Raw genomic sequence first — 21,408 nt, 5'->3', positions numbered from 1 at the left:
AATTCGGTTTCTCGTCCTATTTGCTTATACAGAGGCTAGTTATGTCACAGCCTCTTTGAATGCCCAAATCTATAAATAAAGTTTTTTAAATTATTGTGGATTTAATAACCGTTCGAATAAGTAGGTGTCGAATAAGTAGAATCATAAGTATCACTATTAGAGTAAGAAGAGTTGTAATTGTTGCCATCATTTGTAGAATATGAATTTCCAGAAGAGTATGAACTGTTGCTTGAGTACGAACTATCGCTTGAATAGGTTTCACCAACTTGCCCATAAAAAGTCTTGGTAGACGGCTTTAAATTTAACTCAGCTCGAATTTTGTTGGAAATCTTTTTCTTTTCTTTTGCTGAGACAACTTGATATGAAAGACCATCGAGTGTTGCATCTGTACCTTGTAGAACATAAGATTTGATTGAATTTGCTGCAGATTTATAATTTGTTTCGACCGTAAGCATGTCATCATAAGTCATGTCTGTCTGCATATTGTCTTCAATTGTTGATAAAATCTTTTTGTAGTTAGCCAGAGAAGCAGTTGAAGCAGCCTTATTTGCTATGGCCGTGATAATTTGTTTTTGACGTTTTTGTCTTCCGTAATCGCCTTCTGGATCGCTATAGCGCATGCGTGAGTAAGCTAGTGCTTCTTGTCCGTTCAATTTAACAGTCTTTCCCTTGACTACATTAGCGTAGCTGTATTTGAATGTCAGTTGTGGGGTAACAGTGACTCCACCCAGAGCATCGACTATTTTGCGTAAACCACCCATGTTGACTAATAGGTAAAAGTCAATCGGAACATGAAGCGTGTTCTGAACGGTTTTAACGGCAGCAGCCGTACCGCCGATAGTATATGCAGAATTTATTTTGTCGTATGCATTTTCACTGCCACTAATTTTAACCTGCGTATCTCTAGGGATGCTGGTTAAGGTGGCGCGTTTTGTTTGTGGATTTACTGTAGCGATTATAATTGTATCAGTACGTCCCTTATCACTTCGACCTAAATCACCTGTATCTGTACCAAGTAGGAGGACAGAAAAGGGTTTTTTGTCTTTTAAAACTTGTGAGACATTACGTGATTTTTTAACATTTGTTTGTTTGAAAGTTTTGTTGATAGTTTCTTTTGCAACACCTAACATATTGTAAGTGTAAAAAGCTGCTCCGTAGAATAAAACAAGTATCAGGCTTAACAAAATTGTGCATATAAGACGTCGTTTTCCCCGCGAACTTTTCTTTCGATGTGAAGAACCGTTGTTTCTACGTAGAGGAGTGTCAACCAGCTCTTCGGAACTTTTATCTTTAGTATTCATAAAAAACTCCTTAAATTCGACATTATGTATGAATTATACTACTTAATGTTAAAATTTGGATAGTAAAAAAGAGGTTTAATAGTAAATTAAATAATTAACATTTTCAGATCCATGAAAAAGTGTTATTTTCAGGGAGTCTTTTAATTTGTGTTACAAAATTGTGATATACTTATGGATGTTTAATATACGAATAGTGAGAAAGAGAAGTGAAGCTATGCAAGTTTTTGAACATAGTATATCCGGAGTACTGATTATTTTAGTTATGATAATTCTTGGGTATATTTTGGCAGAACGAAAATGGTTTGATGAGAAATCGACTAAATTGATTGCAAGGATTGTTACTCAAATTTCATTACCTTGTTACATGGTTTCAACAATAATGAGTAAATTTTCTGCAAAAGATTTAGCAAAAATGATACCGGATTTGCGTTTTCCAGTCGTATCGATGATGATTTTGATGGCAATTGCTTTTGCACTTGTACGTATTTGTAAAATACGGGACAGTCATGCAGGATTGTTTTCATCAATGTTTTTTAATTCGAATACTGTTTTCGTAGGTTTGCCGATTAACCAAGCTCTTTTTGGCAGCGAGAGCATTCCATATGTGTTGATTTATTACATGGCAAATACAACAATTTTTTGGACACTCGGAACATATCTTATCCAGCGTGATGGTGGGCAGGAAATAAAATTTGATTTAAAAAAGACACTTGGAAAAATATTTTCGCCGCCATTAATGGGATTTGTCGTAGGCGTTATCTTTGTATTGCTTGGAATTGAATTACCTGATTTTGTTAATTCCGATTTGGATTACATCGGTAGTTTAACTATTCCGTTATCAATGATCTTTATTGGCATTTCGGTTTCACATGCCGGATTAAATAAATTGGCTTTAGGAAAAGACAATTTACTGATTCTGTTGGGACGCTTTGTCTGTGCTCCACTGTTAATGTCGTTACTAGTCATTCCTGCAGACATGCCGTTGATAATGAAGCAGGTCTTTATTTTACAATCAGCAATGCCAGTGATGACTAATGCGCCTGTTGTTGCTAACCTTTATAATGCCGATTCAGATTATGCGGCTGTGATGGTTACTGAAACTACACTGATTTCATTGATTGTAGTACCAATTTTAATGGTTATAACACAAAATATAGGATAGGGAGTATCAGTCGTGAAAAGGACGATAATTTATGTTTTAATATCAACCTTAATGTTTAGTTCAATGGAAATTGCATTAAAAGTGGCGGGGGCAACTTTTAATCCTATTCAATTGAATTTGATTCGTTTTTTTATTGGAAGTTTGGTTCTGCTTCCAATTGCTAATAAATCTCTTAAGCAGAGCAAGCGAGTGTTAACGAAAAAAGATTGGACATTGTTTTTGATCACAGGTTTTTTGTGCGTCATTGTTAGTATGTCCCTGTTTCAGCTCGCCGTAGTTTCAACAAAGGCTTCGACCGTTGCCGTTTTATTCAGCTGTAATCCCGTTTTTGCGTTGCTTTTTGCTTTTTTGATTTTACATGAGAGGCTTGGACGAGCTAACTTGATAGCGGTCGTTATTTCAATTATTGGTTTATTAATTATCATTGATCCGGTGCATTTGTCACGGCCTGTTGGAATCGTTTTAGCGCTTTTATCTGCAGTTACTTTTGGTTTTTATTCAATTGTCTCGCGTTATGGATCTACTAAGCGTGGTCTAAATGGAATTGTTATGACCTGTTACACATTTATTGCTGGTACAGCTGAATTGTTGGTCCTTTCTTGGCTGACACATATTCCTTTTATTGCGCTTTGGTTAGGTAAGAGTAGTTCAATGTCAGGTTTTAAAAACCTCCCGATAATTCAAAATATCACTTTTTCGTCTTTGCCGATGCTTTTTTATTTAGGAGTTTGTGTCACTGGCGGCGGTTTTGCATTTTACTTTTTGGCAATGGAAAGGTCAAATGTTTCAACTGCATCGCTTGTGTTTTTCATTAAACCAGGTCTTGCTCCAATTTTAGCTGCAATTCTGATTGGTGAAAAAATTTCCATACTGACGATTATCGGAATCGTTGTTATTTTGATTGGCTCCGTTGTTACCTTTGTTGGTAATAAAGTTAAAGAAGAGAACATCGATGCTACATCAAAATCTTAGCAGATTACGTGTATTTAAATTATATTTTTGAACAAAACTAAGCTAGAAAAAAACTTTGTATAATTGCTAAATGAAAGATGATTTAGTGTTATACAGAGTTTTTTTTGATTATTTCAAGCGTTTCTTAATAAATCAAAACGTTTCATTTTTAATATAAAAGAGGAAAAATTGCAGTATCACGATTGTGAATTGTACTAATAGGTTACTTTAGGGTTACATAAGTAACAATTAACTAATATTAGCAAACAATACTGAAAAAGAGAGTCACATATAGGTGACAACAGCAAGGAAAAGGCGACTTTGTAACTTTAGAAACACAATTGTAATATTAGGGCTTAAAAAAGTAATTATGAGGTTATTTTGTAAATATAATGTAATGCTCTAAACGCCTGCTTAATGATAATATTAAAGGCGTGGTTATTTAAAAAAATATTAATAATATTAATGATCGGTAGAGGTGTGAGATTCATGGGGAAAAATAATTTGGTGAGGGTTGCAACTGCAGTGGCAGCAGCTTTAGTTGTTTTCAGTTTAAAAACAGGTGTTTCGGCTTCAGATACATCTAGTAAAATAAATAATGTGAACGGAAAGATTGATCAAACGCAATCTTTGATTTCAGAAGGGCAGAAGAAATTGTCTAAGCTTCAGGAAAAACAGACTGATGATGCTCAAGAAATTCAATCATTAACTAAAAATATTGATGCACGAAAAGCACATTTAGCTAAACAAGCGCGCTCAGCACAGCTTAATGATGCAAGTTCCATTATTCAATTTGTGACTGATTCAAATAGCCTTAGTGATGCGGTGGATCGTGTCACAACGGTTGCAACCATGGTGCATGCTAATAATCAAACACTATCTGATCAAAAGAAAGACAAATTAAAAGTAGCTGCCGATAAAGAAAGTATAGATCTTGCTGCAGATCAGCAGAAAAAGATCAATACAAAATTACAATCGGATATGGCTGATTTAGCAGTTCAAAAAACAGAACTGCAGGTCAAGAAGGCAAAAGAAGATGCTGATAAAAAGAAAGCAGAAGATGCTTTAGCAACAGCTAAAAAGGCTGCTAGTGCAGTTAAAGCAGCAAAAGATTCAACTGTTGCTGTTAAGGCACTGGCAACTGCTAATAAGGCAGCAGACGGAGTTACGAACCAAACAGAAAATCTATCCAATGTTTCGGCGGCTTCTTCCAGTGATAATAAGACGGCCAATGCTACGAACCTATCAAATAATACTGCTAACAATAGCACTGCTGCTGTTAATACCAATAGCACTAGCAATTCTAGCTCTTCCAACAATAGCAGTTCAACTTCTTCCACCACTAGTACACCGAGTTCCTCAAGCATGGACACAGGATCGGTTGTCTCGGCGGCATTGTCATTAACAAGAATGGGAATTCCATATGTTTGGGGAGGAGCCTCGCTCTCAGGAATGGACTGTTCAGGTTTGACTGCATATGTGTACAGTAAGTTTGGTGTATCTTTACCACATAATACAGCTGCACAGGAAGGCTATGTTTCTTATGAGTCTGTCTCACAGGCCCAACCTGGTGATTTGCTTTTCTGGGGTTCAAAGGGTAGCAGTTATCATGTCGCTATCTATATTGGCGGCGGTCAATATGTTCATGCTCCTCAAACAGGTCAAAATGTTAAAGTAGGAAGTGTTTCAACCTTTACACCATCCTTTGCTGGACGTTTAAAATAGAGTTTACTAACTTATAATAAAAACTATGGAACAGCTTTCAATTATGAGAGCTGTTTTTTTACAACAACTAGTATATAAATGATTGCTGCTTTTCTGCTGGCTTGAAATTTGTTATGATATGAAGTAAACCTTATAAAAGGAAGGTCGAGCGAATTGGTTAAATTGGTATTACTGCGTCATGGGCAAAGTCAGGCTAACGAGACTAATACCTATACGGGCTGGACAGATTCATTGTTGACTGAAGAAGGTGCAAAGCAGGCAAGGGATGCTGGGAAGCTACTTAAAAAAGAAAAAATATTTTTTTCAACTGTTCATACGTCGTCTTTAGTGCGTGCAATCAAAACCGCTAACATAGTTTTATCGACGATAGGACAGGCTGCCGTTCCGATTCAAAAAAATTGGAGATTGAATGAGCGCCATTATGGGGCCTTACGGGGGATTAACAAGGATTTATCACGCCAAATATATGGAAAACACCAAATTGCTTTATGGCGTCGAAGTTACGATGCTGTACCTCCATTGATGGCTAAGCCAGACTATGAGCGCCGCTATAATAAATATCCGCGTGACATTCTTCCATTAGGTGAAAGCTTGAAAATGGCATCTGAGCGGATCGTACCATATTGGCTTGACAATATTGCACCTCAGCTTCTTCATGGGAAAAATCAACTGATTGTTGCACATGGAAGTACGTTACGGGCCTTAATCAAGTATATTGAAGAGATTAGCGATGAAAAGATTGATGGTGTTGAGGTTGAAAATGCTGTCCCAATTATTTATGAATTGGACAAAAAATTACGGGTAATGAACAAAGAGACTTTGTAATTAACTTTATTTTTTGAATAGAATAGGCCGATAAGCCTAAAAAGCTGAATACTTTTACAGTTTTTCTTCTTTGGTTCTAGACGTTTTAAAATTTGAATTTCATCCAAGGATAAGAATAATTTAGATTATCGAATTAAAAGACCCAGCCGCTGGTTGTATTAAAGGACAACTAGAAGCTGGGTCTTGTTTATAGTTAAAACCATTATTATTTAAAAAGAAATGTTTAAGCTAGTGAGCCCATTGGATCCCATGGAGCAAGTACTTTGGGGTCTTCTTGCAAGACATTCTGTAAGTTTGCAGGAAGATGTTTTTTATTTACAACAACTTGATAACAGAATTCATTCATCCAATCATTGCTCATAACGAAAAAGCCATTTGTACCGACTTTTTTACCCCATGAATTTTCAACTTTCCATTTTGTGGGTTTGTCATCGACCAAATCAACACCGGTTAAAACCATTGCATGTGTCATTAAACTTTCGCCGTAATCAAGGCGTTCAGCTTTAGACATATTGAGATCAATATCAAATAGCTCATCTTTGTGATAAAGTTCAGTATCCATGATGCCCTTTTGGCGATCTGACTCTTGACCAACATCACAACCAAACCAAACACTTTCCCCGGCTTTGAGTTGAGCAACGGCAACTTGACGGAATGTCTTCATATCTACGTTTAAGTGACGTATTTGACGGCCTGAAACAACATTTCCAAGCATATCAACGGTATACATATGATTAAATGGTTTGTCCTCAGTTGGCCCATTGATTATTGATACATAGTCATCAAGATTCCATCCAACGTACTTCTCAAAGAATTTTTGAGGAGTCAAGTCACGGTCAAGGTGATAAGCTTTGTCTGCATCGCGGTAGGCAAAATCGAATTTAACTGGCGGTTCGCCAAAGCTGTAAGCCAGCATTCGGTAGGCATCATCAAGCATTTTATCTTTTTCTTTTTCAATTTGTGCATCAGAAGCTTGTTCTGCAACCATTTGACGGAGCTTAACAGCATCCTTACGTAATTTTAAATTAAAAGTACTGTTAAATTCGTTTGATTTTGATGAATTATAAGTTTCAGGCATCGCTGATTGTGGGACGACTCCATATTTTTGGATAATAGCGACAATCATATCCCACTGACCGCCATCTTGTTGGGGAGTGGTCATTAACCAACTAATCTTGCGATCAGAAGTGGGTAAACTTGCAGTTTTGAGGACATTTTCGTAGAAATAGTTTGCTTTTTCCAATTTATCCCAGAAATACGTATAATTTTGTGAAAGCTCAAAGTCCTTAGGTACTTTGAACTTGTTCTTTATATCGTGGCGCATCGTGTTTAAGGCTGCAAACATCCAACAGCGTCCAGATTGCTTCTGATTGGCAACGTCGCCTGTATCCAAATCAATTGAAAAAACTGGATCCATTTTGACCTCAGAATGGTAGTCTGCTGTGGTTGCTAGAATACCATTTTTTGTCACAGCACGTTCGAGTACTGCATGTTCTGCACGGTTCTTTAATGAATTTTTAAATTTACTTAACTGTGTTGCATCGATAGCTTTAGTCACTAAAATCACTCTCCCTTTTAACAATAACAGTACTATTATATGCTAAATGAGATTGTGCGTAAACTGAATTGTTTTCTTAAGCAGAACGAAACCAACGACTAACGGGCCTTTAAAACACTGGGGCCATCAGGATAACCGACAATAACCGTGTTAACCAAATCTAAGAAAAGGCCGTGTTCAACAACACCAACTTGTCCAGATAAGTAGGCAGCTAGTTCATGCGGATGATTAATCTCGTTCAGATGTAGATCGATTATCAGATTGTTAGAATCAGTACGTTTCAATTGACCAGTATCGTCCAGACGAAAAGCTGGTGCATAGCCCTTTTGTGAAAATTTAGAAAATAATTTTTTACTGCCATAAGGAATTACTTCAACAGGAAGAGGGAAAGAACCTAATTTCTTCGACATTTTGCTTTGGTCGACTATCCAAATATTTTTGCGTGAGTTTGTAGCTACAATTTTTTCAAATAAGAGAGCTGCACCACCACCCTTAATTCCCTGAAAGTCATCACTGATTTCATCGGCGCCGTCAATAGTTAAATCGATTTTTTCAACATCATCAACGGATTTTAACGGAATGTTTAAAGAACGGGCCTGTTTTTCAGTCGCGGCCGAAGTTACAACTCCAATAATATTCAGATGCTCTTCTTGAATACGTTTTGCAAGGGCATCAACCATGAATTTAACTGTGGAACCAGTTCCTAAGCCAACTGTCATACCATCCTTGACCCAAGCAACAGCTTTTTCGCCTACTAACTTTTTCAATTCATTTTGACTCATCATTTTCATTTTGGCTCATCTCCATTTTTGGAAATTAATAAATCATTGTACTCGGGATGCTGTTCAAAAAAACTGCGTGTAAAGGGGCAAAGTGGGAGTACTGTAGACCCCTTATCTCGTATTTGTTGCAGAAAATCAGTAGTGATCTTTCCAGCCAGACCGCGTCCACGGTATTCAGATGGAACTAAGGTGTGCTCTACTACATAAGTTTTTCCATCATTAATCAGCTTGAAACCAATGTGCGCACAGGGGTTGGTTTCTTCTTCTATATAATAATTAAAAGCATTGCTTGTCCATTCAGAACGCATTTTCATCACCTCATTTTTTACTAAATTATAGCATAACCCCTGTTTATTCGATAGTTTGCGGTATATCTGGACCAGTTTTGATGGTAGAATTAGATTGTTAGTAAACAGAGAAATGAGAGTGATAATTGTGATAAGAGGTTTTGAGATTGTTAGCAAATATTTTGGCGAAAATATCGTTCTCCCGAGAAGGGCAACGAAGAATGCTGCTGGTTACGATTTCTGTGCCGCAAAAGATTTTATATTACCAAGTGTATGGAAGATGAATTTTGCTAAAATACTCTGGAATCAATTCCATCAAAAAAAATTAACTTCTGAAGATTATGTGGGAGCACAAAAAGAGTTGAAACCTTTTCTGGTACCCACAGGTATTAAAGCTTATATGCAACCCAATGAGTTTCTTCTACTGGCTAACCGTTCAAGTAATCCTTTGAAACGCAGTTTGATTTTGCCAAATGGTGTGGGAATAGTTGATGCCGACTATTATAATAATGACAGTAATGAAGGTGAAATTTACTTTCAACTTTTAAATTTTGGTGTGAAAGATATCGTAATTAAGAAAGGTGAAAGGATCGGCCAGGGTATATTTATGCCTTTTCTGTTGGCAGAGGACGAAAATAAGCCATCTGCAGAACGTGCAGGTGGTTTTGGATCATCTGGAAAATAAAATTTTTTAAAGAATCGCATTACTTTCAAATTCTGAAAATACTTGTGCTACTATCTTTCTTAGATAGTTGTTCTTGAAGGGAGAACGGAGATTGGCAAAAGCAAAAACACAGTATGTGTGTCAAAATTGCGGTTATTCTTCTCCACGCTATCTGGGGCGTTGTCCCAACTGTAGTTCTTGGAATACTTTAACTGAGGAATTAGAAAAACCGCAAACTTCTAAAAAAGCCGCACGTGTCAGTTTTGATGGAGCTCGTGTGAAGCCTCAATTATTGGACAATGTTAATACAGAGGAAAGTCCACGAGTTAAGACACGTCTCAACGAATTAAATCGTGTTCTGGGAGGAGGAGTAGTGCCTGGTTCATTAGTTCTGATCGGCGGTGACCCAGGAATCGGAAAATCCACGCTACTCCTGCAAGTATCGGGACAACTTGCTGCTACGGGAAATAAGGTATTGTACGTTTCTGGTGAAGAAAGTGCTATGCAGATTAAACTAAGGGCTGAACGACTTAATGTTGGCGGTAAACAGTTCTATCTATATCCCGAAACAGATATGGCAAGCATTCATCAGTATATTGACAAGATGAAACCTGATTTTGTGGTGATAGATTCGGTTCAAACTATGCAGGAATCAGATATGTCTTCGGCAATTGGGAGTGTTTCGCAGATAAGAGAGGTCACTGCTGAGCTTTTACAGATTGCAAAGACAAATGGAGTTTCAATTTTTATCGTTGGTCATGTAACCAAGGGAGGAGCAATCGCCGGCCCTAAGATTCTGGAGCATATGGTTGATACAGTGCTGTATTTTGAGGGAGATCTGCACCACACATATCGAATCTTACGTGCCGTTAAAAATCGCTTTGGATCTACAAATGAAATAGGTATTTTTGAAATGGAAGAAGACGGATTAGCGGAAGTTGCCAATCCATCTGAGATTTTTTTAGAGGAGCGCTTGAGAGGTGCAACCGGTTCTGCAATCGTTGTTTCATTAGAAGGAACACGCCCTATTCTGGTGGAAGTTCAAGCTTTAGTAACCCCGACAGCATTTGGGAATGCTAAAAGAACAACTACGGGATTGGATCATAATCGTGTTTCTTTGATTATGGCCGTTTTGGAAAAAAGAGCAGGCCTCTTATTGCAGAACCAAGATGCGTACCTGAAAGCCGCTGGTGGTGTTAAATTAAATGAGCCTGCTATTGATTTGGCAGTAGCGATCAGTATTGCTTCGAGTTATCGTGACCTTGAAACGAATCCATCTGATTGTTTCATTGGCGAATTGGGATTAACTGGCGAGATAAGACGTGTCAATCGTGTAGAACAGCGGGTCGCAGAGGCCGCTAAACTTGGATTTAGACGTGCAATTGTTCCAAAAAATAATTTAACAGGATGGACACCGCCTAATCAGATAGAAGTTGTAGGCGTAGCTACTTTGAGCGAAGCTTTAAGGGTCGTTTTCAAGTAAGCAGAGAAAGGAGAAATTTGATGCGAAAAAAAATGATACAAATTGTGTTAGCCATACTAGGTGTTGGAGCTGGATATAGCTTTATGCCCTTTTTTTGGCTAGCTGTTGGAATAGAAGGAAATATTTGGGCAAACAATTTTGTAACCAACATTATTGTTGGAATATTAGTAATGTATTTGGTTTCTCTATTTATTACAGACCCGCTCGAGAAGTTTATCCAGCGGATGGAGAATCGTTTGGTACATCAGAGTCCTGACGTTATTATTTCTACTAGCATATCAATTATCGTTGGGTTGATTATCGCGGCATTGATCTCTACATTATTCTCGCATTCGCAATTATTCATTCTGAATACGATCATACCGATAGTTTTAATGGTTATCTTAGGCTATTTAGGTTTTATCGTCGGGAAAAATCATCTTGGTGATTTTAAAAAAATTCTATTTGCGCGACGCAAGAATGAAAAACAGCAAGCTAATAGCAATGCGAATGTTTTGGACCGGAAGGTTGGCGACAACTTTCATAGAGTGAAATTACTTGATACTAATATTTTGATAGATGGTAGAATTTACGATTTGGTAAAGACAGGTTTCCTAGAAGGAACGTTACTGGTTCCAAATTTTGTACTATACGAACTGCAATATATTGCAGATTCAGCAGACAGCATAAAACGTGTTCGCGGTCGTCGCGGGTTGGATATTTTAAATAAATTGCGTGAGGAAAAAAAAGTTCCAGTAGAGATGTATGAGGGAGATTTTGAAGATATACAAGAAGTTGACAGCAAACTAATCAAATTAGCTAAATTACTAGATGCGGTTATTGTAACTAATGATTATAACCTGAATAAAGTGAGCGAATTTCAAAATGTTCAAGTGCTAAATGTAAATGCTCTAGCCAAAGCTTTGAAACCGCGCGTTGTTCCGGGCGAAAAAATGACAGTAACTGTCATAAAAAATGGGACTGAACGACAGCAAGGTGTCGCATATCTTGATGATGGAACTATGATAGTGGTAGAAGATGGACGCTATTATATCAACAAACCGCTTGAAGTCATTGTTACAAGTGCTCTTCAGACAGATGCGGGAAGGATGATATTTGCTAAGCCAGCTCATTCTGGACGTGAAATCAAAGAAAAAAATTAGTTAAGAATATTATTATATAGAGTTTATTTTTTTATTTTTTCATTGTAAAATTGATAAGGTATAGATTGCTGTTTAGGCGGCAGATCAAATCAGACAGAGAAAGAAGAGACATTAAATTTGGCAGAAGAAAAAATTCGAGTGCGTTATGCACCAAGTCCAACTGGACATCTCCACATTGGAAATGCACGGACAGCACTATTCAATTATTTATTTGCGCGACACAATAATGGTACTTTTGTAATCAGGATCGAGGATACTGATTTAAAGAGAAATATTGCTGATGGGGAAAGAAGCCAACTAGAGAATCTTAAGTGGTTGGGTATGGATTGGGATGAAGGTCCAGACAAGCCAGGAGACGTTGGTCCTTATCGCCAATCAGAACGCAAGGAAATTTATCTTCCGCTAATTCAAGAACTGTTGGATAAAGATCTTGCATACAAATCCTACATGACTGAGGAAGAATTAATAAAGCAACGAGAAGAACAAAAAGCTCGTGGAGAGGCCCCGCGTTATGTTTATGAATATGAAGGCATGACTAATGATGAAATCAAGGCTAAGCAAGAAGCAGCTGAGGCAGCTGGGTTAAAACCAGTTGTTCGGATTCGGGTACCAAAAAATAAAACATACGAGTTCGATGATATCGTTAAGGGACCTATCAGTTTTGAATCTAATACAATCGGTGGCGATTTTGTTATTCAAAAGCGTGATGGTATGCCGACATACAATTTTGCGGTTGTTGCTGATGATCATCTGATGAAGATAACGCATGTTTTACGTGGGGACGATCATATTGCAAATACACCCAAACAGCTGGTTGTGTATGAGGCATTTGGTTGGGAACCACCAATCTTTGGACATATGACGTTGATTATTAATACTGAAACAGGTAAAAAATTAAGCAAGCGTGATGAAAGTGTTTTGCAGTTTATTGAGCAATATCGTGCACTAGGATATCTACCTGATGCAATGTTTAACTTTATTACTTTGCTTGGTTGGTCACCGGTTGGTGAAAAAGAAATCTTTAACCGGAAAGAACTTATCAAGATGTTTGATCCTAAGCGTTTGAGTCGTTCACCTGCTTCTTTTGATGGGAAGAAACTTGAATGGGTTAACAATCAATATGTGAAGAATGCAAAAGAAGACAGTATCGTTGATTCTTCACTTAAACAACTGATTAAGGCTGGTCATATCCCGGCAAATCCTGATTCTAAAACGATCGAATGGGCACGGAAGTTGATCAGTATGTATAAGCAGCAGATGTCTTATACTGGTCAAATTGTTGAATTGGCAGATGTCTTCTTCAACGAACCGCCAGTGCTTGACGATGCTGCTAAGAAAGAATTAGCCGATGAAAGTGCTCCGATTGTTTTAAAGGAATTTGCTGAAAGAGTTAACAAACTGTCCATCTTTGATGCAGCAGAAATTCAAAATACGATTTATAGTATTCAAAAAGACACAGGGATAAGGGGCCGCAAATTGTATATGCCTATTAGAATTGCAACTACTAGGGAAATGCATGGTCCGGAATTAGCTGCTTCAATCGAATTGTTAGGACAGAGAAAAGCATTAAAACATCTAAAAAAGACTTTGGATGAAATGGGCGAGTAGTAGTTCTTCTTACTATAGTATTCATGCTGATAATAAAAGAGTCTAGGATGAGTTTAAATTGGTCCTAGACTCTTTTTATAATATATAATTAGGAAAAGGAGGCAGGAAAAATGATTCAACTTTATAATACGTTAACAAATAAGAAAGAAGAATTTAAGCCGCTTACTCCCAATACTCTGAATATGTACGTTTGTGGACCAACTGTGTACAATTACATCCACATTGGAAACGCACGAAGCGCAATTGCTTTTGATACAGTTAGACGTTATTTTGAATTTCGTGGTTTTAAAGTTAATTATGTTTCTAATTTTACGGATGTTGATGATAAAATTATTCGTGCTGGTCATGAAATGAACATATCTACAAGACAGGTAGCAGATAAATTTATTAAAGCTTTTTACGAAGATACGGATGCTTTAAATATTGAACGGGCAACCCATAATCCACGTGTAGTAGATATGATGGATGATATTATTAATTTTGTAAAAATCTTAATTGAAAAGAATTATGCGTATGAAGCTCAAGGTGATGTTTACTATCGGGCACGTAAATTTAAAAACTATGGGGAGCTTTCAGGGCAATCAGTTGACGAACTGGAGCAGGGTGCTAGTGAAAGAGTCAGTTCTACTGAACTTCAAAGAAAGGAAGATCCATTGGATTTTGCACTTTGGAAAAAAGCCAAAACAGGTGAAATATCATGGGATTCACCATGGGGGAAAGGTCGGCCTGGGTGGCATATAGAGTGTTCAGTAATGGCAACTAAGATTTTGGGAAGTACAATTGATATCCATGCTGGAGGACAGGATCTTGAGTTCCCACACCATGAGAATGAAATCGCACAAAGCGAAGCTAAAACTGGGCAAAAGTTCGCTAATTATTGGATGCATAATGGATTTGTCACGATTGGCGAAAAAGATGAAAAAATGAGTAAATCGCTTGGAAATTTTGTCACGGTGCATGACTTATTGAAGAAGGTCGATCCGCAGGTTATTCGTTTCTTCATGTCAACTACACAGTATCGACGTCCAATTCAATACAGTCAGACCAACCTTGATGAAGCACAGACTAATCTTACTAAAATACAGACAGCATTTGAAAATGCATGCTACCGTTTAAAAGATGCCGCTGATTTTGAAATTGAGACAAAAACAAGTGAGAAATTAAAAGAATATCATGCTGCTTTTATTAAGGCAATGGATGATGATTTCAATGCGCAGAATGCGATTGCCGCTGTTTATGAATTGGCAAAATACATTAATGTTTACAGCTCGCAAAGAAAGGTTTCAAAAAGTAGTTTGATAGAATTGAATTCTGAACTAAAAAAATTAATGGGTGTTTTTGGAATCAAGTTGGAAAAGACTGTTTCACATGATGAAAAGATTGAATCACTAATTAAAGAACGGGACGAGGCACGTTCAAAAAGGGATTTCGCAAGAAGCGATGAAATTAGAGATCAGTTAAAGGCACAAGGGATAACACTTGAAGATACACCTCAAGGAACTAGGTGGAAAAAATAATGGAAGATCAGGTCTATGAACAGATAAATGGAATTGCATTAGCATATATGGGTGATGCAATTTATGAAGTTTATATTCGAAAACATTTATTGCAAAAAGGAATCACAAAACCGACAAAACTGCATCATAAAGCAACACACTACGTTTCTGCAAAAGCACAAGCATTTTTGATTGAAAAAATGCATGAAATAGGTCTTATGACCGAGGAGGAAGCAGAATATTATCGTCGGGGTCGTAATGCTAAAAGTCATACATCAGCGAAAAACACTTCGGTATTAACTTATCGAATCTCAACCGGTTTTGAAGCACTTTTTGGCTATCTTTTTTTGAGTGGACAGACTAAAAGATTAGAGCAGCTTGTTAAGTGGTGTATTGAAACTGTTGAAAAGGAGAAAAAATGAGCTTTAATAATAACAACAACGATGAAGAAAAGGCTGAATTTGTTATAGGGCGGCATCCAGCACTTGAAACTCTGAAAAACAATCAAAATATAAACAAAGTTTTTATTCAAGATCAGCTTAAAGCTGATGCCCTGCTTGAAATTGCTTCTATAGCAAAAAAAAGAAAGATTATTGTCAATAAGGTCCCTAAAGGAAAGCTTGATTTGCTGACTGACAATCAGAATCATCAAGGAGTAGTTGTAGCTGTCGCTGCTTACAAGTATGAAACATTGGACGGATTATTGGCTTTGGCAGAAAATGAACAAAAGGCTCCTTTTTTTCTGATTTTAGATGGAATTGAAGATCCTCATAATTTAGGTTCAATTATGCGAACAGCAGATGCTGCTGGTGTGCAAGGAATAATTATTCCTAAGCGCCGAGCAGTTCAGTTAACATCAACAGTCGCTAAGACTTCTACGGGTGCAATTGAACATGTGCCGGTTGTTCGGGTGACTAATTTAGTACAGACAGTTAAGCTGCTGAAAAAAAAGGGCGTTTGGATTTTTGGAACAGACATGGAAGGTACTGATTTTCGCAGGTGGAATGCGCAAGGAGCTGTGGCATTGGTAATTGGAAATGAAGGTAAGGGGATCTCGCCTTTGTTGAAAAAAGAATGTGATGAACTGCTGACAATTCCAATGATTGGGCATGTTCAAAGCTTAAATGCTAGCGTGGCAGCGAGTTTATTAATTTATCAAGGATTCACATCAAGAGGAAATTAGGATGAAAAAGAATATTCTAGTAGTTGATGCATATAATATGATTGGCAACTGGCCGCAATTGGATAAGATGAAAAAAGCTGGTCGGTTAGAGGATGCACGAGACACGCTGTTGCATATTTTGTCTAATTATCGAAAACAGCGCAGTTATCAAAAGATTATCGTTGTCTTCGATGCAATGTACGTACCAGGATTAGCACAAAGTTATGATAAGTACGGGCTGAAAATTATTTGGACTGCTGAGGATGAAACAGCGGACAGCTATATTGAGTCACTGGCTGGTAAGCTGCAAAATAGATTAACACAAGTGACAGTAGCAACCAGCGATCAGGCCGAGCAATGGACTATTTTTTCTCAAGGTGCAATGCGCGTGCCGGCATGGGAGCTGTATCAAGATATCAAACGTGCAAAAAAGGAAATAAAGGTGCAGACGCAAAAGTACCAAGATGAGGCATCTGTTAGAAGACAGCCTTGGGATGAACAGCAATTAAAAAGGTTGGCCGAATTGCGTGAGTCACTGGAACACGAAGACCAAGATTGACAAGATTCAATGTTGCATGATAGAGTTATCTCTGATAAAGACTAAGGGGTATTGAAAATGGCTCAGAAAAAGATTGCTTTAGCTTGTACTGTTTGTGGTTCGCGAAATTACACAATTGTTGCAAATCCAAGCAGAGTTGAGCGCTTGACAGTGAAAAAATTTTGCAAGTATTGTAATAAACATACATTGCATAGTGAAACCAGATAATGATTTAATCTGACTTTCGTGAACGGAGGTAGTTACAGATGAAGTTTTTTAAAAGTGTTATTAAGACAATGAAAGAGACTAGATGGCCGACTAAGAAAGAGGCTGTTCAGGATACAACAACAGTTATTATGACTTCAGTTTTCTTTGCAGTTTTTTTTGCAATAGTCGATTATGGTGTGCAGGCTGTTATTAAATTACTAGTTTGAAGATTGTTTAAGATCGTTTTATTAAACGGGCATATTGTTATTTTTTATGCTATACTGTTCGTGTTGGGGAAACTTCGAGTATTCGAGGTTTTTTTATTTTGAATTTTAAAATTAGGAGGAAAACAAAAGTGGCTGAATCGTTTGAGAAAAATTGGTATGTTCTGCATACCTATTCTGGCTATGAAAATAAAGTAAAAGCAAACCTTGAATCAAGGGCACAATCAATGGGAATGGAAGATTATATTTTTCGAGTTGTTGTACCTGAAGAAGAAGAGCATGAGACGACCAAAACTGGTAAGGACAAGGTAGAGAGCAAGAAAACTTTTCCAGGATACGTTTTAGTTGAGATGGTAATGACTGATCAATCATGGTACGTTGCACGAAATACACCTGGTGTAACAGGTTTTGTTGGTTCACATGGTGCAGGTAGTAAGCCAGCTCCATTACTTGGTGATGAAGTTGAATTAATATTGCGACGTCTCGGAATGAGTTCGCGGCATGAAGATTTCGATGTTGAAGTTGGAGAATCTGTTAAGATTGTTGAAGGAGCTTTTTCTGGTTTGGTAGGTAAAATTACAGAAATTGATCCCGAAAAAATGAAACTTCGAGTTGACATTGACATGTTTGGCCGTGAGACTGCTACGGAACTTAACTATGATCAGGTTGACAAAATAATCTAGACAATGAAAAATAAGCATTGTACCATTCTGTTACTTTTGCTGATTCTAAGCTTTTTGGGTGGAGCAGGATACTGGTTCAGATCGTTAGCACGGCCGCACAAGAAAGTGTCAAAGAAAACTTTTTTAAAAAAACCAGTGCTGTTTATTCACGGATATGCAGGCAATCGTTTTTCTTTTGGTTTAATGTTGAAACGTTTTGAAAAAAATAACTGGGGTGTTAAATCAGCAGTAGTGAAGGTAAGCTCGGTTGGAAAAGTGAGTGTGCTTGGGGATCCCGCTGCGGCAGGTTCAATGATTCAAGTTTTATTTGAAAATAATCGTGCATCAATTGATGAACAGGCGGTGTGGTTAAGGGACATATTGGAAGAATTAATGCAGAATTATGCATTGAAAAGTGTCAATATTGTTGCGCATTCTATGGGGGCAGTTTCTGTCTTAAGTTATTTAACAAATTATGGAAATGAGCGGACACTGCCTGAAGTGTCAAAATTGGTGACATTAGGAGCGCCTTATAACGATATTGATCCTGGCAAAAATTCCAAAACAATTGAGCAGAGCCCAATGTCAGTTAACGGTCCCCTTAGACCGTCTGCAATTTATCGCAAATTGAAAAAAATGAGACATAGCATAGCAGCGCAAACCCTGTTTTTGAATATTATCGGGGACATCGACAACGGAAAATCGGATGGAAGTGTTTCTGTATCATCTGCTCGTTCATTGCGTTATTTGCTAGATGAGCATGTGTACAGTGAATTAATAATCAGGGGTAAAAAGGCAACGCATCGTAAACTACACGAGAATCGCGAGATTGATTTGAAAATTAGGTATTTTTTATATCATTAAATGTCTTGCTCTTTTGCTTAGTTCATGATATATTTTTAACGTATGTTTTATACATACAAGTTGTGGGAGGCCAAATTTAAATGGCCATCCGTACCACGCACGGACTTTAAGGAGGTATGTACCGTGGCTAAAAAAGTAATTAATGTCGTTAAATTGCAAATTCCTGCAGGTAAGGCAACTCCAGCACCACCAGTTGGACCAGCTTTAGGACAAGCAGGTATCAACATTATGGGATTTACAAAGGAATTTAATGCACGTACAGCTGATCAGGCTGGAATGCTTATCCCTGTTGTTATCACAGTCTTCGAAGATCGTTCATTTGAATTTGTAACAAAGACTCCACCAGCTGCAGTTTTATTGAAAAAGGCTGCTGGGGTTGAACATGGTTCCGGCGAACCTAATACTAACAAAGTGGCTACTGTAAAGAAAGCACAAGTTAAGGAAATCGCTGAAACAAAAATGCAAGATCTAAACGCTGCAGACGTTGAAGCTGCTATGCGCATGATTGAAGGAACTGCACGGAGCATGGGCTTTGTTGTAGAAGATTAGTTTTTCTGCACACCAATGCTTCTCAGTCGGACACTCCATGAAAATAGATGTGTCAAGTGGGAGGTATATCCGTTACACCACATATTGCAAGGAGGAAAAACCAAATGGCTAAAAAAGGTAAGAAATATATTGAAGCTTCAAAACAAGTTGAAGCAGGTAAAGCATATAATGCTGAAGAAGCATTGGCTTTAGTTAAAAAAATCGATTTTGCTAAGTTTGATGCAACCATTGAAGTAGCATACAACTTAAATTTGGATACGAAACAAGCAGATCAGCAATTACGCGGGGCTGTTGTTTTACCAAATGGAACAGGTAAAGAACAAACCGTTGTCGTTTTTGCTAAGGGACAAAAAGCAAAAGATGCTGAAGCTGCTGGTGCAGATGTTGTCGGCGATGATGATTTAGTCCAACGTATCCAATCAGGTTGGTTAGATTTTGATGTTGCAATCGCAACACCAGATATGATGGCACAGGTTGGTCGTTTAGGCCGTGTCTTGGGGCCTAAAGGCTTAATGCCTAATCCAAAGACTGGAACTGTTACGATGGATGTTACGAAAGCTGTTCAAGAATCTAAAGCAGGCAAGGTAACGTACAGAACTGATAAAGCTGGTAATGTACATGTTCCGATCGGAAAAGTTTCATTTGAAGAAAAAGCACTTGTTGAAAACTTCAATACTATTAAAGATGTTATTCTGAAAGCTCGTCCTGCATCAGTTAAGGGGCAATATGTAACACATGTTTCAGTTGCTTCAACATTTGGACCGAGTGTAACGCTTGCTGCACTTTCACTTTAATTTAGTTTTCGAACAATTATTGACTTTGGCTGATTTATATGTTAAATTGGTTAAGGTCAATTTTTTATTGATGATTCTACCTAAGACTCAGGAGGCTTAAGCCTTAATAATTCCTGCCGAGGAGTATAAGTATTTTTTACTTAGAAACTTTCTCTATGTCTTGGTGGACGTAGGGCTTTTTTATTGGAAAATATCAAAGTTCTGACACAATGACTAGGAGGTGAATCAATTGAGTAAAGAAGTTATTGCAAAAAAAGCAGCTGCTGTTGAAGAAGTTGTTGAAAAGTTTAATGAAGCTGTTTCGTGTGTGGTTGTTGACTATCGTGGATTAACGGTTGAACAAGTTACAGAATTACGTAAACAATTACGTGAGGAAAACGTTGAACTTCGTGTTATCAAAAACACATATTTGAAACGTGCTGCTGATAAAGCTGGATATGAAGGATTAGATGAAACATTCTCTGGTCCTACTGCTGTTGCCTTTTCTAAAGAAGATGTAGTAGCACCTGCTCGTATCTTAGCTAAGTTTGCTAAAGATGCAGAGGCCTTGGAAATCAAGGGTGGTATGATTGAAGGCAAAGTTGCCTCATTGGAACAAATCAACGAACTTGCAAAATTACCAAGTCGCGAAGGATTGCTTTCAATGTTACTTTCTGTATTGCAAGCTCCAGTTCGCAATGTTGCGTATGCTGTTAAAGCTGTTGCTGACAGCAAGGATGACGATGCAGCTTAGACAACGACTACAGACTGAAAAAAATATTTTTTTAAATGGAGGATTTTAAAAATGGCATTAGATACAGAAAAAATTATTGCTGATTTAAAAGAAGCAAGTATTCTTGAATTAAATGACTTAGTTAAAGCTATCGAAGATGAATTTGGTGTTTCAGCAGCTGCTCCAGTTGCTGCTGCCGGTGTTGCTGGTGGCGATGCTGCCGCAGAAAAAGATTCATTTGATGTTGAATTAACTGAATCTGGCGACCAAAAGATCAAAGCAATCAAAGCAGTTCGTGAAATCACAGGACTTGGCTTAAAGGATGCTAAAGGCTTAGTTGATAATGTTCCTTCTATTGTTAAGGAAGGCGTTGCTAAAGACGAAGCTGAAGAACTCAAGTCAAAACTTGAAGCTGTTGGCGGAGTAGTTACACTTAAATAGTCATAAATAATTCGAGACTTTTATCGAAGTTAATAGTGATTGATTGAATGAAGGGATGGTAAGGTACTTTGGCTTATCATTCCTTTTTTGCTATTTAATTAACTACATCTCGAGTATGGCGAAATACGTCAGGTAGGTTGAATTTTTAGACTCAAGCAGGGATAATGGTGCTGATAGAGCAGTTAAAATATAAAGACTTGTTCAGAGTTACCGTTTAAGGAATATTTTCTTTAAGAGGATAAGCATAGTGATAGTTTGTTGTATTTGAAGC

Annotated in this window: 24 protein-coding genes and 1 other annotated feature; of the genes, 20 read left to right on the top strand and 4 right to left on the bottom strand. The window is 37.6% G+C overall.

Annotated elements, in window-relative coordinates:
* Positions 1–101 precede the first annotated feature (101 nt).
* The gene (locus tag FD20_RS01910) at positions 102–1,301 is read right to left on the bottom strand and encodes an LCP family glycopolymer transferase (RefSeq protein ID WP_057735889.1); all 1,200 of its coding nucleotides are present in this window, start codon (positions 1,299–1,301) and stop codon (positions 102–104) included.
* Positions 1,302–1,515: 214 nt separating this feature from the next.
* Here FD20_RS01910 and FD20_RS01905 point away from each other — a divergent pair, with 214 nt between their 5' ends.
* From FD20_RS01905 to FD20_RS01890, 4 genes are all read left to right on the top strand, one after another.
* On the top strand, positions 1,516–2,463 hold the full coding sequence (locus FD20_RS01905; protein ID WP_057735888.1) for an AEC family transporter: 948 nt from the start codon (positions 1,516–1,518) through the stop codon (positions 2,461–2,463).
* 63 nt (positions 2,464–2,526) lie between these two features.
* A complete protein-coding gene (locus FD20_RS01900) occupies positions 2,527–3,435 on the top strand; it encodes a DMT family transporter (RefSeq protein WP_420864730.1) in 909 nt (302 codons plus the stop codon).
* A 468-nt stretch (positions 3,436–3,903) separates the two neighbouring features.
* Positions 3,904–5,139, top strand: coding sequence for a C40 family peptidase (locus FD20_RS01895; protein ID WP_057735886.1), 1,236 nt, complete (start codon positions 3,904–3,906; stop codon positions 5,137–5,139).
* A 153-nt stretch (positions 5,140–5,292) separates the two neighbouring features.
* A complete protein-coding gene (locus FD20_RS01890) occupies positions 5,293–5,964 on the top strand; it encodes a 2,3-bisphosphoglycerate-dependent phosphoglycerate mutase (RefSeq protein WP_057735885.1) in 672 nt (223 codons plus the stop codon).
* A gap of 223 nt (positions 5,965–6,187) precedes the next feature.
* Here FD20_RS01890 and FD20_RS01885 read toward each other — a convergent pair whose 3' ends face one another.
* The 3 genes from FD20_RS01885 to FD20_RS01875 form a co-directional block, all read right to left on the bottom strand.
* The gene (locus tag FD20_RS01885; protein ID WP_057735884.1) at positions 6,188–7,522 is read right to left on the bottom strand and encodes a C1 family peptidase; all 1,335 of its coding nucleotides are present in this window, start codon (positions 7,520–7,522) and stop codon (positions 6,188–6,190) included.
* 98 nt (positions 7,523–7,620) lie between these two features.
* Positions 7,621–8,304 carry a ribose-5-phosphate isomerase RpiA gene (gene rpiA / locus FD20_RS01880; RefSeq protein WP_057735898.1) on the bottom strand — a complete coding sequence of 228 codons (684 nt, stop codon included), beginning with the start codon at positions 8,302–8,304 and terminating at the stop codon, positions 7,621–7,623.
* 5 nt (positions 8,305–8,309) lie between these two features.
* Positions 8,310–8,612, bottom strand: a complete 303-nt coding sequence (locus FD20_RS01875; protein WP_057735883.1) for a GNAT family N-acetyltransferase — start codon at positions 8,610–8,612, stop codon at positions 8,310–8,312.
* 127 nt (positions 8,613–8,739) lie between these two features.
* Here FD20_RS01875 and FD20_RS01870 point away from each other — a divergent pair, with 127 nt between their 5' ends.
* The 16 genes from FD20_RS01870 to rplL all read left to right on the top strand — a co-directional run bounded on the left by FD20_RS01870 (position 8,740) and on the right by rplL (position 21,137).
* Complete coding sequence (locus FD20_RS01870) at positions 8,740–9,276, top strand: dCTP deaminase/dUTPase family protein (protein ID WP_057735882.1); 537 nt, start codon at positions 8,740–8,742, stop codon at positions 9,274–9,276.
* Between the two features lie 91 nt (positions 9,277–9,367).
* A complete protein-coding gene (radA, locus tag FD20_RS01865) occupies positions 9,368–10,738 on the top strand; it encodes a DNA repair protein RadA (RefSeq protein WP_057735881.1) in 1,371 nt (456 codons plus the stop codon).
* A gap of 20 nt (positions 10,739–10,758) precedes the next feature.
* Complete coding sequence (locus FD20_RS01860) at positions 10,759–11,880, top strand: PIN/TRAM domain-containing protein (protein ID WP_057735880.1); 1,122 nt, start codon at positions 10,759–10,761, stop codon at positions 11,878–11,880.
* A gap of 117 nt (positions 11,881–11,997) precedes the next feature.
* The gene (gene gltX, locus FD20_RS01855; RefSeq protein ID WP_057735879.1) at positions 11,998–13,488 is read left to right on the top strand and encodes a glutamate--tRNA ligase; all 1,491 of its coding nucleotides are present in this window, start codon (positions 11,998–12,000) and stop codon (positions 13,486–13,488) included.
* 110 nt (positions 13,489–13,598) lie between these two features.
* Complete coding sequence (cysS, locus tag FD20_RS01850) at positions 13,599–15,005, top strand: cysteine--tRNA ligase (RefSeq protein ID WP_057735878.1); 1,407 nt, start codon at positions 13,599–13,601, stop codon at positions 15,003–15,005.
* Positions 15,005–15,406 carry a Mini-ribonuclease 3 gene (locus FD20_RS01845; RefSeq protein WP_057735877.1) on the top strand — a complete coding sequence of 134 codons (402 nt, stop codon included), beginning with the start codon at positions 15,005–15,007 and terminating at the stop codon, positions 15,404–15,406. The genes cysS and FD20_RS01845 overlap by 1 nt, the downstream gene beginning before the upstream one ends.
* On the top strand, positions 15,403–16,167 hold the full coding sequence (rlmB, locus tag FD20_RS01840) for a 23S rRNA (guanosine(2251)-2'-O)-methyltransferase RlmB (RefSeq protein ID WP_057735876.1): 765 nt from the start codon (positions 15,403–15,405) through the stop codon (positions 16,165–16,167). The genes FD20_RS01845 and rlmB overlap by 4 nt, the downstream gene beginning before the upstream one ends.
* Before the next feature lies 1 nt (position 16,168).
* Positions 16,169–16,705, top strand: a complete 537-nt coding sequence (locus FD20_RS01835; RefSeq protein ID WP_057735875.1) for an NYN domain-containing protein — start codon at positions 16,169–16,171, stop codon at positions 16,703–16,705.
* Between the two features lie 57 nt (positions 16,706–16,762).
* Positions 16,763–16,912, top strand: coding sequence for a 50S ribosomal protein L33 (rpmG, locus tag FD20_RS01830; RefSeq protein WP_057735874.1), 150 nt, complete (start codon positions 16,763–16,765; stop codon positions 16,910–16,912).
* 38 nt (positions 16,913–16,950) lie between these two features.
* The gene (secE, locus tag FD20_RS01825; RefSeq protein WP_057735873.1) at positions 16,951–17,118 is read left to right on the top strand and encodes a preprotein translocase subunit SecE; all 168 of its coding nucleotides are present in this window, start codon (positions 16,951–16,953) and stop codon (positions 17,116–17,118) included.
* Positions 17,119–17,246: 128 nt separating this feature from the next.
* On the top strand, positions 17,247–17,798 hold the full coding sequence (gene nusG, locus FD20_RS01820; RefSeq protein WP_057735872.1) for a transcription termination/antitermination protein NusG: 552 nt from the start codon (positions 17,247–17,249) through the stop codon (positions 17,796–17,798).
* A 3-nt stretch (positions 17,799–17,801) separates the two neighbouring features.
* The gene (locus FD20_RS01815; RefSeq protein ID WP_057735871.1) at positions 17,802–18,641 is read left to right on the top strand and encodes an alpha/beta hydrolase; all 840 of its coding nucleotides are present in this window, start codon (positions 17,802–17,804) and stop codon (positions 18,639–18,641) included.
* 123 nt (positions 18,642–18,764) lie between these two features.
* The gene (rplK, locus tag FD20_RS01810; RefSeq protein ID WP_034987669.1) at positions 18,765–19,190 is read left to right on the top strand and encodes a 50S ribosomal protein L11; all 426 of its coding nucleotides are present in this window, start codon (positions 18,765–18,767) and stop codon (positions 19,188–19,190) included.
* Between the two features lie 104 nt (positions 19,191–19,294).
* Complete coding sequence (rplA, locus tag FD20_RS01805) at positions 19,295–19,984, top strand: 50S ribosomal protein L1 (RefSeq protein ID WP_057735870.1); 690 nt, start codon at positions 19,295–19,297, stop codon at positions 19,982–19,984.
* Positions 19,985–20,045: 61 nt separating this feature from the next.
* Positions 20,046–20,175, top strand: a sequence feature (ribosomal protein L10 leader region).
* A gap of 38 nt (positions 20,176–20,213) precedes the next feature.
* Complete coding sequence (gene rplJ, locus FD20_RS01800; RefSeq protein WP_057735869.1) at positions 20,214–20,717, top strand: 50S ribosomal protein L10; 504 nt, start codon at positions 20,214–20,216, stop codon at positions 20,715–20,717.
* Positions 20,718–20,768: 51 nt separating this feature from the next.
* Positions 20,769–21,137 carry a 50S ribosomal protein L7/L12 gene (gene rplL, locus FD20_RS01795; RefSeq protein WP_057735868.1) on the top strand — a complete coding sequence of 123 codons (369 nt, stop codon included), beginning with the start codon at positions 20,769–20,771 and terminating at the stop codon, positions 21,135–21,137.
* Positions 21,138–21,408 lie beyond the last annotated feature (271 nt).

Origin of the sequence: Liquorilactobacillus uvarum DSM 19971 (genome assembly GCF_001434935.1) — a bacterium.
Lineage (GTDB): Bacteria > Bacillota > Bacilli > Lactobacillales > Lactobacillaceae > Liquorilactobacillus > Liquorilactobacillus uvarum.
The sequence above is the reverse complement of the archived record's forward strand: the minus strand, read 5'-3'. Positions and strand labels throughout refer to the sequence as shown.